Raw genomic sequence first — 12,775 nt, forward strand, 5'->3', positions numbered from 1 at the left:
CTATTTAGCGTATAAATACATCGCTCTCGGTGCGCCTGCTTGCGAAATCGCTTCTTTAATGTTTAAGAAGTCCACTTCGCTTTTAAAGATTTTGTTGGCGCTCATAGATAAAAGCGATGAGAGGCCTGTTGATTCTTTATAGCTGACAACGGATGCGCCCGCCATGCTTTTATGGTCTTTTTTCATCGCTTTCACCACATCTTCATAGTAGCCGAGTTCATCAACGAGATTGATCTTCTTCGCCTGGCGTCCGTCGTAAACACGGCCGTCGGCGATTTTCTTCACATCGCTTTCCGACATATGGCGTCCGTCAGCGATGACATCTACAAATCCTTCGTATGCATCATCGACCATGCCCTGCATGATTTCCCGTTCTTTTTTCGTCATGTCGCGAGTCGGAGACATGATGTCTTTAAATTCTCCGCTTTTAATCGTTTCGGTTTTCAGTCCGAGTTTTTCCGCAAGTCCGCTGTAGTTCAGGCTTTCCATAATAACCCCGAGAGAGCCTGTGAGCGTATCGGGGGCTGCGTAAATTTTATCGGCTGCCGTTGAAATATAATAGCCGCCTGATGCAGCCATAGACCCCATGGAAACGTAGATCGGCTTTTTCGTTTCCTTTTTGATTTCTTCAAGCTTCTTATGTATCTCAGCGCTTTCGTATACTCCGCCTCCCGGAGAATTGACGCGCAAAATAATCCCTTTTACCGCGGAATCATCCTTTGCTTTTTCAAGCGTTTTTAAGAATGCTCTGTGATTATACCCATCAGACCCGAGCAGGCTTGAAGCACCCCCATTATCGGCGATCGTTCCATTCACTTCAAGCACGGCGATTTTGCTTGATGAGCTGCCTTGTTCAAGCACCGTTTCCTCCTGTGTGTCATTGAGTCCAAACTGCATCTTGCCGTCCTCGCCAAAGCTGTCAAATACAGACAGCACAAGACTTATAACCGCAGAAAACCCGAAAATCCCCAATGCGATTACAAGCGCGATCCATCTTTTAGGATTCATCCTTTGTTCTCCTCCTTTAACATTTAAACGCTGCATGTCTTTGTACGTATATGAAGAGAAAAAGTTCATTATGATATGGCTTCATATACAAGAAATATTTAGGACATGGTAAACTAGGGTCACTGGTCATTTTAACACAATGTGAAATGGCAGAAAAATCTAAACTTCAACAGACAAAGGGGAGAATGATTGTGACAGACCGCCGGAACATTTATTTCTTTTACAAAAAAAGCGAAGAAACCGACGAACAGTGCAACAATCTGAAACAGCTCGCGGGAGAACACGGATTTCGCGTCGTTCATCATCATGAGGATGCCAATATTATCGCAAGCATCGGCGGTGACGGCACCTTTTTGCAGGCGGTGCGAAAAACGAATTTCAGGGATGACTGCCTTTACGTGGGTATCGCGAAAAAGGGGAAAGCTCATTTATATGCGGATTTTAATATACATGACACCGATAAAATGATTGAAGCGACAAATTCCGAACAAATCGAAGTCAGAAAATATCCGCTGATTGATGTGACAGTCGACGGAACCAACCGTTTTCAGTGCCTGAACGAAGTCTCCATTCGCTCCAGCATCATCAAAACGTTTGTCATGGATGTGTTTATTGATGATCTTCATTTTGAAACATTTCGGGGAGACGGTATGATTGTCTCTACTCCTACGGGCAGCACCGCCTATAATAAATCTGTCGAAGGTGCCGTTGTCGATCCGCTCTTGCCTTGCATACAAGTCACAGAGCTCGCATCGCTCAACAACAACACTTACCGGACGCTGGGGTCTCCGTTTATTTTAAGCGCGGACCGCAAGCTGACGTTAAAAATCGTCCAGGACGGCAATGATTATCCGATCATCGGCCTTGATAACGAAGCCTTCAGCACGATGCATGTAAAAGAAGTCGAGGTCAGCCTTTCCGGCAAGGTGATCAAAACGATTAAATTAAAAGACAACTCATTCTGGGAAAAAGTAAAGCGCACATTCCTTTAATTTTTTAAAAAAAGAGCAAGACTCCCGTCTTGCTCTTTTTGATGAAACTTATAGCGTAATTTTAACTTCTGCATTCATGCCGGGCAGCACTTTGGCGGACGGATTTTGAATCGAGATCTTCACTTGGACTTTTTCGGTGACTTTCGTATAGTCCCCGCTTGTATTGATTTGCGGAAGCATCGAAAATACCGAATTTGTCACATATCCGATCTCCTCGACTTTTCCTTCAAACGTTGCATCAGGGTCTCCATCAACTGTAATCTCCACTTTATCGCCCTTTTCGATGTCGTGCAATTCCGTTTCTTTAATATTGGCTGTAATATAAAGGTCATCCATATGAGCAGTTTGGCCGATGACATCCCCCGCGTTTACGATTTGATGATTGACGGCTGCATGTTTGACCAGTGTTCCGTCGGATAGAGCCTTGACGGATACCGACTGCTGGCCGTCTGATATTTCTCCGAGCTTGTCTCCGTCTGAAATATGATCACCTTCTTTTGCACTCCAGCCGCTTAATTTCCCTGATGCCGGAGCCGTTATTTTTGTCATGTTGGCGGAAACCTCTGCTTCATCTGTCGTGACATAATGTTGATTTTGATAATAGTAATACCCGCATACAGCGATAAGCGTTAAAAGTGCGATAATACCGATCATATTGATGATCACCAAACGTCCTTTACTCATGTTTATCCTATCTCCTTTTGTTGATTTGCTGAAGGCTCAGGCAGATGAAGCCGCTTTTGAACGAGCGATCTTCCCTTTCCGGTCGCCGCCTTTCCAATCGAAGCCGCGAGCAATATCACGCTAAGCCACAGCAGTATGGTAAACAAGTCATGATATGCACCGAGAGCTGAAGCTTTTCTGGCATTCGCAACAACCGTATAGGCCGCCATGTTTTTCGCATCACCGAGAGAGAGCCCGGTGCTGACAAAATGATGAATCATTTTTGACAATTCCAGCTGGATTTCAGGATCAGTCTCGCTGACATGGCCCCTGATCATCTCATAGTGGACGGCATTCTTCATTGAAGCAAACCAGCCGAACACCGGCGCAGCCCAGGCGCCGGCGAAATTGCGGATAAAATGAAGCGAAACCGACCGTTTTGAAGCTTGATGGATATCGCCGGCCAGCGCTGTGCCAAGCGCTCCCGACACCAATACCATACTGACGCCGCTGCCAAGCAAAAAGGCATGAAGATATAACGATTCCATCGGAACACCCGGTTGAACCGATCTCCATTCCAATCCGACGATGATCATTTCCACAGCGCCGACGCAGCCGAGCAATCCGGCGCCAACCTGATCATATAAAAGCGTGCTGAGCACGGCTGTCGCTAAAATCCCCGTGAAAAAACACATATAAAAGCGGGTGAGATTGTCAAAAGAAGCATCTGCAATATTTTCCAAAAATCCGTTTATCCCGGCAAGAGAAACAATGAGTGCAATGTGTGACACAACGGCCATGACTGTCCCGGAAACGGCTTTTGCAGACCACAGCGAACGAAACGGCACAAGCGGATCCGGGGGGCGCAAGTCTGTGATGATAAACAACGCCAAGATGATGAATCCAGCCAAAAAGAACGGCCACACATAAAAAGAGTGAACACCCGTCTTCTGCAAATTGATAAGCGGCACCGCCAACACAATCATGAGTAATGAGAGCATCAATACTCCCGTCTTATCAATCGAATGATGCTCCCGCTCTTCTGCTGTTTGTTTAGGCAAAGAAAAGAAACCGATCACCAGACAAAGGGCAGGCGAACAAATATTTAATATAAACACCCAGCGCCATGCATCCGCGCTCAATGACAGCGAACCAAACACCGCCCCGATGGCAGAGGCGCCGAACAATCCGCTGATGACGAAAAACAAAAACAAGTTGCGGATCTTGTTCGGAAACGAAATCAATTTGACAGGGAGAATCGTCAAAAATAACATCCCGGCGCTCAATCCCTGTATCACCCTTCCGGCGATAAGCGACAGCAAACCTGTTGAAAACGCGTCAATCAGTGAACCAAATAAAAATAAGGTGATGAAGGTCAAGTAGCTGTTCCTAATCCCGAACCTTCTTGAAAATATACGTCCAAGCGGAACACCGAGAGCAAAAGCAAGGTTTGACAAAATGGACGGGATCCGCATATCGTCCGGTGACAGATGCAGTCCATTTTGAATGACGACCTGGCTCAGCGTATAGGAAAGATTGAGAAAGTATTGCGGGCCAATGGCCAATATCGTTAAAACCGAAATGATAAAATATTTCGGAATGCCCATTTTTTTAGACCCTTGAATTGTCGCAGCGGATGGACCCATAAGAGCCCCTCCTTTCATTATATATTTCATAATACAAGTTGTATAATACAAGTTATATTATACATCCTTCTTTCAATAAATCAACAGGTTTAAAAAAGAAAAAGGCTGGTGATCTTCTGATCAACAGCCTTTAGCCGATTATTTGCTCCACTTTTTAAAATCCCGATTCAGCCTGGTTAAATGAGTTTCCAACGTATTCAGCTCTTCTTTTGTCCAGTCTTGAAGAACTTCGGTGTATACATGATAGCGGGCTCTTTGCACTTTGTTCAGAGTGTCAATGCCTTCTGAAGTCATTTCGACAAGGCTGATCCGGCCGTTTTTAGGATCGGGAAAACGCCTGATGAGCTTTTTCCGTTCCAAAGCGGAAACCTGCCGGCTTGCTGTCGAAAGGTTCAGCATTAAAGTTTCCGCCAGCGAGTTGATGGCAAGAGGACTTTGCTTATCAAGCTCACTCAGCAGCAGATATTCCGAGCGGTCCAGATTTCCAAACCGCGGACTGTAAGCTGTTGTCAGACGGACCAAAAGCGCGATTTCCTTCTCGATGTTCCGGAGTGAGTCACGCCCCAAAGGATATTCCCCCTCTTGTTTGGTTATTCAGCTTTCGTTTTACGGGCGATTTCCCGTTGTCTGAGTTCAAAACGCCTGATCTTCGCTGAAGGCGTTTTCGGCAATTCTTCAATGAATTCAATCTCCCGGGGATATTTATAAGGCGCGGTCATGGCCTTCACATGATTTTGCAATTCTTTTGCGAGGCGTTCGTCCCCACGGGACATATCCTTTAAGACAACGTACGCTTTGACGATCGATCCCCTAATGTCATCAGGGCTCCCGACCACCGCACATTCTTTGACCTCCGGATGTTTGATGAGCGCATCTTCGACTTCAAAGGGCCCGATCGTGTAGCCGGAACTGATAATAATGTCATCGCTGCGGCTTTCAAACCAAAAATACCCGTCTTCATCTTTCCGGCCCTTATCCCCGGTGATAAAATAATCCCCTCGTCTTTGGTGTTGCGTTCTTTCCGGATCTTGATAATATTCTTTAAACAAAGCCGGTGTGCTCAAATGCACGGCAATATCCCCCGTTTCATTCGGGGCGCAGACTTTCCCGTCCACGTTCACAATGTCAACGATGTTTCCGGGAGTCGGTTTTCCCATGCTTCCAGGCTTGATTTCCATCCCTTTCAGCACACCGACGAGCAGCGTGCTCTCCGTTTGTCCGTATCCGTCGCGCACATCCACATGAAAATGCTTTTTAAACGTGTCGATGACTTCCCTGTTTAAAGGTTCACCCGCTGAAACCGCGCTATGTACGGATGAAAGATCAAAGGTTGACAAATCATTGACCTTCGCCATAAACCTGTACTCTGTCGGGGTGCAGCACAGCACATTGATTTGATAGCGCTCCATCAGCTCCAAATAGGTTTCCGGATCGAATTTTCCATGATAGACAAATCCTGTCGCACCGCTTCCCAGTACGGCTAAAAAGGGACTCCACACCCATTTTTGCCATCCGGGTCCAGCCGTCGCCCAGACGAGGTCGTTTTCTTCGATCGCAAGCCATGCGGCAGCCGTCGTTCTTAAATGGGCATACGCCCAGCCGTGTGTATGAACGACGCCTTTCGGCTGACCTGTCGTGCCTGATGTATAGGAAATAAATGCAATATCATCCCGGGATGTATCCGCAGCTTGAAATTCCGCTCCGTTTGCTTGGTCCATTTCTTTAGAAAGATCGATCCATCCTTCTTGGCCTTCTCCGACTGAAAATGCCGTCAGCCCGCCGACAGACTCGACTTCCCGGAAAGAATCGGCAAATGACGAATAGACAATTGCCCCCTTTACACCGGCATGTTTGATTCTATATTCCAAGTCTTTTCCCCGAAGCATTTCAGAGCAAGGGATGACCACCATTCCCGCTTTTAAAATCGCCATGTAGACAGCATACGTTTCCAAAACGCGCGGCATCATCACGATCAGCTTGTCGCCTTTTTTCAGTCCCTTCCCCGTTAAAACGCTGCCGATTTTATCCGCCTTTTCGATCAGATCATGATAGGTCCACGACAATTTGCGCCCTGCTTCATCTTCCCAAATGAAAGCCGTTTTATTTGAAGAAGCCTTAAACTTTTCAATTTCATCAACCGCATTGTACTTAAGCGGCGCTATCAAATCTTCTCTTCTCAACGCATACACCTCTCATCTTTTGCCGTCTTTCTATTATACATAACCCTTTATGTATTCTGAACCATTTTCCTTTTTTGCCAATATAAAAAGAGTGGGGAAAACCCCACCCATTATCCATTGCTTTTCAATTTTCAGGTTATTGTTGTGGTCCACCCATTTGCTGTTGAGCGAAAGAAACTAAACGCTTAGTGATTTCTCCTCCAACTGAACCGTTTGCACGAGAAGTAGTGTCTGCACCAAGGTTAACGCCGAATTCAGAAGCGATTTCAAACTTCATTTGGTCGATAGCTTGAGCAGCGCCAGGAACCAATAGTTGGTTAGAACTGTTTTGTCTGTTTTGTTGAGCCATGTGTTCTCACCTCCTTGTGAGTATAGATTGTGTAAAAACACATGACTTCATGCAAATAATGATTGGTAATTGTATGCAATAAAAACAGACAAAACGGTGTGCCGCCAAACAGCTTTAAAAAAAGTCGGCAAATTTATCTTTCGCTTCTTTTTTGCTGCTTAATACGATCGTTTCCGTTTTTTCGACCGCTTCTTGAATGAGCGGTTCAAAATCCGTATAGCTTTCAAAGTGCTCGATTTTTTCTTTTTTCGGGCGTGTTTTCGGCGCTGTAGGAGTAAAGATCGTGCAGCAGTCTTCATATGGACGAATGCTGATATCATACGTGTCGATTTCTTTCGCTTTTTCGATGATCTCTGTTTTATCCATTCCGATCAGCGGCCGCAAAACCGGTGTGCTCGTAACGGCATTGATGGCATACATGCTCTCCAGCGTCTGGCTTGCCACTTGCCCGAGGCTTTCTCCGGTAAAGATGGCCAGGGCATTATGCCGTTCGCGAAGCTTGTCTGCAATCTGCAGCATGAGTCTGCGCGTCGCAGTCATCGAATAGTTTTCCGGAATTTGTTTTTGAATGAGTTCCTGCGTTTTTGTAAACGGAACGATATGAAGCTTGATGTCCCCGCCGAACGCTGTGAGACGCTCGGTCAGATCAATGACTTTTTGCTTGGCCCGTTCACTTGTGTATGGCGGGCTGAAGAAGTGGACGGCTTCAATTTCAAGTCCGCGCTTCATTGCGTAGAAGCCGGCAACAGGGCTGTCAATCCCGCCCGAGATCATCAGCATCGCTTTTCCTCCGCTTCCGACAGGCAGACCTCCGGCGCCTTTTTCATCCCTGAACGTCAAATAAGTGGCATCCTCTCTGATCTCGATCCTTAAATGGATATCAGGCGAGTGAACGTCAACGGACAGGCCGTCTGTATTTCGCAAAATATGACCGCCGATTTCGGCATTCATTTCATTCGTGTTTAATTCAAACTGCTTATAGGCTCTTTTAGTGGATACTTTAAATGTGTCCCCAGGCTTGTATTGCTGTTGAACAGAGGCGAGAGCCGTCTCTTTTATGCTGTCCAAGTTTGTCTCGCATTTGACGGCGAGGCTGAAGGACTGAATCCCGAACACATGCTTTAAGCGGGCGATGACGGGCTCCGCATCCTCGCCGTTTAACATCAGGGTCATTCTGTCACGGGTTGACTCATAACGGATGTTCTTAAAATCGCGGAGGACCATTTTCATGTTCCTTTTCAGCCGGTCGACAAAAAGCCGTCTGTTCTTTCCTTTTGTTGAGATTTCACCAAAGCGGATTAAAATGTAATCGTATTTCATCTGTTTCCCTACCTCATAATTCCTTTTAATTTGTGTAAACTTTCTTTTAAGGCCGTCATAAACGGCTCGACTGTTTCTCTGCCATCGCGGTAAGTCAGGCTGACTCTGATGCTGCTTTTGGCGGCCTCGTCCCCTTTGCCCATGGCTGACAGCACCTTGCTTGGTTTATGCTGTTTTGATGAACATGCGGATGTCGTCGATACAAAAATATCTCGTTCTTCAAGCATATGCAAGAGAACTTCAGCTTTCATTCCGGGAACGGAGAAATTAATAATATGCGGCGCACTGCCGGTTTCCGGCGTATTTAATATCACACCTTTTATCTCTTTTAGCTCTCTGATCATGTCCGATTTTGCCGCTTTCATTTCTTCTATATAATCGTCATAATCCTTTGAAGACATGTTGACGGCTTTTGCAAGCGAAACTGCGCCTGCGGTGTTTTCGGTTCCGGCTCTTCGGTTGTTTTGCTGTTCTCCGCCCGAGATTAACGGAAAAAGCGTAAGCTCCTCTTTTAGTATAAGGGCGCCGGTTCCTTTTAACCCGTGAAATTTATGGCCTGAGATCGTGCAAAGGTCAATCGCTGAACGGGTGATGTCGAGAGGAACCTTGTTGATGCCTTGAACATAATCAACATGAAAGTATGCACGGCTCTTTTCTTTAACGATTCTTCCGATTTCTTCTATCGGCTGAATGGCGCCTGTTTCATTATTGACATGCATAACGCTGACAAGAATCGTATCTTTGCGAAGCGCTTTTTCCAACTGTTCGGGTGAAACAAAGCCCTGGCCGTCAACAGGGAGATATGTGACCTCAAAATCGAACGCCTCCTTCAGCTGCTCCAATGATTCTGAGACTGAAGGGTGTTCTATGGAAGAAGTGATGATATGTTTTCCCTTATGCTGATGAGCCAGTGCCGTTCCTTTGAGCGCCATATTGTTGGCTTCTGATGCACCTGATGTAAATACGACATCATAGCGGCTGAGAGACAGAGCCGATTTGATCTGCTGTCTCGCCTCAGTCAATAATTGATCTGCTTCAACACCATGGCGGTGCAATGACGAAGGATTGCCAAAGAAGCGCTGATTTACTTGTTCATAAATTTGTAATATTTCCTGATAAGGTTTGGTTGTCGAACTGTTATCAAGATAAATCATGACCTTCTCCTTTAAAATTGAACGTTCTTTTTCATGACTGTATATGTTATCATAACAACTTGTAATTGAAAATTAAAAATAAAAGTGTTTGACTTCTCTGATTTTTAAAATATAATAGTCTTTGGACTTTTGTCATACTATATCGCAAAAACTAATTGACAGAAAATTTAAACATCGCCAGGAGGTTCTTTTTAATGAAAACTTCACTATCCGCTAAGGAAACGACTGCGATCGGGCTCATGCTCTTCGCTCTCTTTTTCGGAGCGGGAAATATGATATTTCCTCCCCAGCTTGGTCAGGCTGCGGGAGAACATGTATGGCCGGCCATCACCGGGTTCTTGCTCACAGGCGTCGGGCTGCCGCTGCTTGGGGTTATTGCGGTCGCTCTGACCGGGAGCGCAAAAGGATTGGCCGACAAAGCGCACCCGGTTTTCGGAACGATTTTAATCGTCAGCATTTATTTAACGATCGGACCGTTGTTTGCGATCCCGAGAACGGGGAACGTTTCGTATGTTATCGCTGTTGAACCTTTTTTAGGAAAACATTCATCAAATCTTTACCTGTTTATTTTTACCTTAATTTTCTTCGGTATCACATACTTTTTAGCATTAAATCCAAGCAAGCTTGTTGACCGGATCGGCAAAATATTGACACCGATATTATTGGCTGTCATCGCCCTCTTAGTCATTAAAGCGTTTGTGACGCCGATGGGCAGCATTGGTTCTGTGACAGAAGCTTATCAGTCCGCACCGCTGTTCGTCGGATTTTTGGAAGGCTATAAAACAATGGATGCCATTGCATCGATCGTTTTTGGAATTGTTGTCATCAATGCGATTAAAGATCGCGGTGTGACAAACCCTAAATCAATTGCCGCTTCCTGCATCAAAGCAGGGGTTGTGGCTGCCGTCGGTCTTGGATTGGTATATGTCTCACTCGCTTATTTGGGAGCCACGAGTGTTGATACAGTGGGATCACTGGATAACGGCGGGGAAATCCTGTCGAAAGCTTCGGCGTATTTATTCGGATCACTCGGCAATGCCGTTCTCGGAATCGCGATTTTGTTCGCCTGCCTGACGACGAGTGTAGGACTTGTCTCTTCTTGCGGCGAGTACTTTTCAAAGCTGATTCCAAAGCTTTCCTATAAAACTGTCGTGATCATCGTCACTCTTTTCAGTCTTGCGATTTCCAATTTCGGTCTGACTGAAATCATTTCGTTTTCCGTGCCGATTCTTTCGGCGATTTATCCGCTTGCCATCGTCGTTGTATTGTTTTCATTTATTGACAAGCTGTTTAAAGAACGGCGCGAAGTGTATATCGGCGCCCTAATTCCGACCGGAATTTTCAGTATTATTGACGGTTTAAACGCTGCTAAAATTCCGTTAGGACCGCTTAATGACATTTTAGGCCAATACATTCCGCTCTACTCTAACGGTGTCGGCTGGGTTGTTCCGGCCCTCATCGGTGCTGTAATCGGATATATTACGACCTTTTTCATCCCTTCACAGGCCGACCGTTTAAGAAAAGTAAGCTGATGCAGACAACAAACCCCTCCGTGTGATGCGGAGGGGTTTTGATGAGGGGAAATCGAAAAGACCGGCACTTTCTAAAAGTGCCGGTCTTTTTATTCAGTGTCGCGCGCCTCTGCTTCCAAACGGCCTACCGCTCCGGGAGACGCTTTTTCCACCACTCTTGCGGCTAACTCGTAAGCTTCATCATACTCATAGGAGTAGAAGCGGTTCTCCGCTTCCTTCAACTGCTCAGAAAGCGCATGGTTCTGACTTCTGAAGCGGTTGCCGTACTGAATGATGCGCTCGATCATCCTTACTTTATCGACTAAATCATCTGTTTCTTGTTTCACTTCTGTGACAAGGCTCTCAGCGCCCTGTAAACGCTCGTTGACCGCCTCCATGTTGAGCGGCAGCATTTGCAGCTGCTCATTCACTTTTTGTACGGCGGAGCGGGACTGCTCTATTCTTTCTGTTATAGATGCCGGAATGCCCGGTACATTGCTTTTTTCCAAGCGCCTTGCGGTATGTGTAATCGTCTGCTTCAACTGCTGAAGGAGCTCTCTCGCCTGGAGTTCTTCTTTTCTCAGCAATTGCAGCATGTCTCTGTACTCATCATACTCCTTTTGAGCCGCTTCCAGCTGCTTTTCGATGTCCAGAAGCTCTTCCTTCAGGAGGGAGTATGCGACATGCTTCTGATCAAGCCTCTCTTTTACCTGTTCAAATTGTTTTTCTATCAGTTCAAGACGCTTTTCATACGACTGCTGCTTCTCCAGTTCACCCGTTGAAAGCCGATAGCTTTCCTTCACAAGATCGGTCTCTGCTTTTGTATCCTGCTTGTTGGTTTCAAGCTTTTCCAATGCGGCGGCCAGCTCAGGCATTTTAGCGAGGATCACCCTGCCGGCTTCGACCTCTTGTTCAAGCTGGGTGTACAACGTCTGAATCGTTTCTTCAATCATCTGCATCGTCGCAGCGGCTTCTTCCAAATTCAGCTCGCTCAAAAGCGCATCTTCCGCGCGTTTCAGTTCTTTTTCAAGGTTTTCCAGTTCCTTTTCAATTTGAATATGATCGAGCTTGTAGCCTTTATCGATCATTTCCTGATAGCCGGCTTTCAGCTTCACCAGCTCGTTCGGCACCGTCTGTTTGCAGCCGGCAAGCAGCTTCGGCACGTCGTCTATATGTGATTGAAGCTCTTCAAGCAAGCGGTCCTGCGCAAGCAACACTTTTCTTGCTTCTATGTAGTTCCCGCCGTCTGTTTCGGCTTCGAACTGTTTAATTCCTTCCCACACCGAATCAAGATCCGCCTCTATTTTCGGATAGAGATCTCCGTATAGATGGCTGTAAGCCAACAGATTTTTGCGTATTTTTGTATACTGCTCTTTAATTTCTTCAATTTCCTTGCGGTTTTGTTCTTCGCTTGAGACGAGATTGGCGATTTCCTTTAAAATCTCTTCAATATTGGATTCAGCCGCCGACAACAGGTTCTCGATGTGGGCGAGCACCTGCTTTGATTTTTGAAAGCGGTACTTGTCGGCGCAATCCTCCGCCTCAAACAGCAGCTCTTCAACTTTGGGCATGTGCGCAGTCACGATTTCATCCCATTCATTGCGCCATCTCTCAAAGAACTCTTCCGTCTGACCCGTCATCTTTAAATGCTTGATTTTTGACATTTCTTCCACAATTGAACGGTTCAGTATTTCAATTTTCCACGCTTCCAAACGGTCAATTTCTTTATATATATTTCTCCTGAATAAGTAGCCTGTAGCGAATAAGATTAAAAATAACGCCAATAAGCCGATGACAAACTCCATAATGAGCCCCCTTGCTGTTTAACTTGTTCTGTCAGGGTATGATATTTGAAATTGTATGTAAAACTAAAAGTTTAGCTATCGTTTTCATTGTTCTTATGATACCATGTAACCAACATTTTTTGAGCAGAATTTTTAATTTTTTTACAT

General features: G+C 45.7%; 11 protein-coding genes. 2 read left to right on the plus strand and 9 right to left on the minus strand.

From position 1 onward, the window contains the following. Window positions 1–1,008: a signal peptide peptidase SppA gene (sppA, locus tag P3X63_RS16035; protein ID WP_026588257.1), complete on the minus strand. Its 1,008-nt coding sequence runs from the start codon at window positions 1,006–1,008 to the stop codon at window positions 1–3. Window positions 1,009–1,199: 191 nt separating this feature from the next. On the opposite strand from sppA, the gene P3X63_RS16040 reads away from it, so the two are divergent. Beyond that, window positions 1,200–2,000 (plus strand): NAD kinase, encoded by an 801-nt coding sequence (locus P3X63_RS16040; RefSeq protein WP_026588258.1) that lies wholly within the window; start codon window positions 1,200–1,202, stop codon window positions 1,998–2,000. Window positions 2,001–2,048: 48 nt separating this feature from the next. Here the strand turns inward: P3X63_RS16040 and P3X63_RS16045 are convergent, their stop codons facing one another. The 7 genes from P3X63_RS16045 to P3X63_RS16075 all read right to left on the minus strand — a co-directional run bounded on the left by P3X63_RS16045 (window position 2,049) and on the right by P3X63_RS16075 (window position 9,312). Further along, window positions 2,049–2,684: a biotin/lipoyl-containing protein gene (locus P3X63_RS16045; protein ID WP_077736208.1), complete on the minus strand. Its 636-nt coding sequence runs from the start codon at window positions 2,682–2,684 to the stop codon at window positions 2,049–2,051. Window positions 2,685–2,686: 2 nt separating this feature from the next. Continuing rightward, the gene (locus P3X63_RS16050) at window positions 2,687–4,309 is read right to left on the minus strand and encodes an MFS transporter (protein ID WP_277691447.1); all 1,623 of its coding nucleotides are present in this window, start codon (window positions 4,307–4,309) and stop codon (window positions 2,687–2,689) included. Window positions 4,310–4,447: 138 nt separating this feature from the next. Then, window positions 4,448–4,876, minus strand: a complete 429-nt coding sequence (locus P3X63_RS16055) for a MarR family winged helix-turn-helix transcriptional regulator (RefSeq protein WP_026588261.1) — start codon at window positions 4,874–4,876, stop codon at window positions 4,448–4,450. A gap of 23 nt (window positions 4,877–4,899) precedes the next feature. After that, a complete protein-coding gene (mbcS, locus tag P3X63_RS16060; RefSeq protein WP_277691449.1) occupies window positions 4,900–6,489 on the minus strand; it encodes an acyl-CoA synthetase MbcS in 1,590 nt (529 codons plus the stop codon). A gap of 136 nt (window positions 6,490–6,625) precedes the next feature. Continuing rightward, window positions 6,626–6,838, minus strand: coding sequence for an alpha/beta-type small acid-soluble spore protein (locus P3X63_RS16065; RefSeq protein ID WP_077736206.1), 213 nt, complete (start codon window positions 6,836–6,838; stop codon window positions 6,626–6,628). 114 nt (window positions 6,839–6,952) lie between these two features. Continuing rightward, a complete protein-coding gene (thiI, locus tag P3X63_RS16070) occupies window positions 6,953–8,158 on the minus strand; it encodes a tRNA uracil 4-sulfurtransferase ThiI (protein WP_077736205.1) in 1,206 nt (401 codons plus the stop codon). 8 nt (window positions 8,159–8,166) lie between these two features. Then, complete coding sequence (locus tag P3X63_RS16075; protein WP_026588265.1) at window positions 8,167–9,312, minus strand: cysteine desulfurase family protein; 1,146 nt, start codon at window positions 9,310–9,312, stop codon at window positions 8,167–8,169. Between the two features lie 194 nt (window positions 9,313–9,506). On the opposite strand from P3X63_RS16075, the gene brnQ reads away from it, so the two are divergent. Continuing rightward, window positions 9,507–10,844: a branched-chain amino acid transport system II carrier protein gene (gene brnQ, locus P3X63_RS16080; protein ID WP_277691454.1), complete on the plus strand. Its 1,338-nt coding sequence runs from the start codon at window positions 9,507–9,509 to the stop codon at window positions 10,842–10,844. 89 nt (window positions 10,845–10,933) lie between these two features. Here brnQ and ezrA read toward each other — a convergent pair whose 3' ends face one another. After that, window positions 10,934–12,628 (minus strand): septation ring formation regulator EzrA, encoded by a 1,695-nt coding sequence (gene ezrA, locus P3X63_RS16085; RefSeq protein ID WP_277691456.1) that lies wholly within the window; start codon window positions 12,626–12,628, stop codon window positions 10,934–10,936. Window positions 12,629–12,775: the final 147 nt, after the last annotated feature.

The sequence above is a fragment of the Bacillus sp. HSf4 genome, from assembly GCF_029537375.1.
Taxonomy (GTDB): Bacteria; Bacillota; Bacilli; order Bacillales; family Bacillaceae; genus Bacillus; species Bacillus sonorensis_A.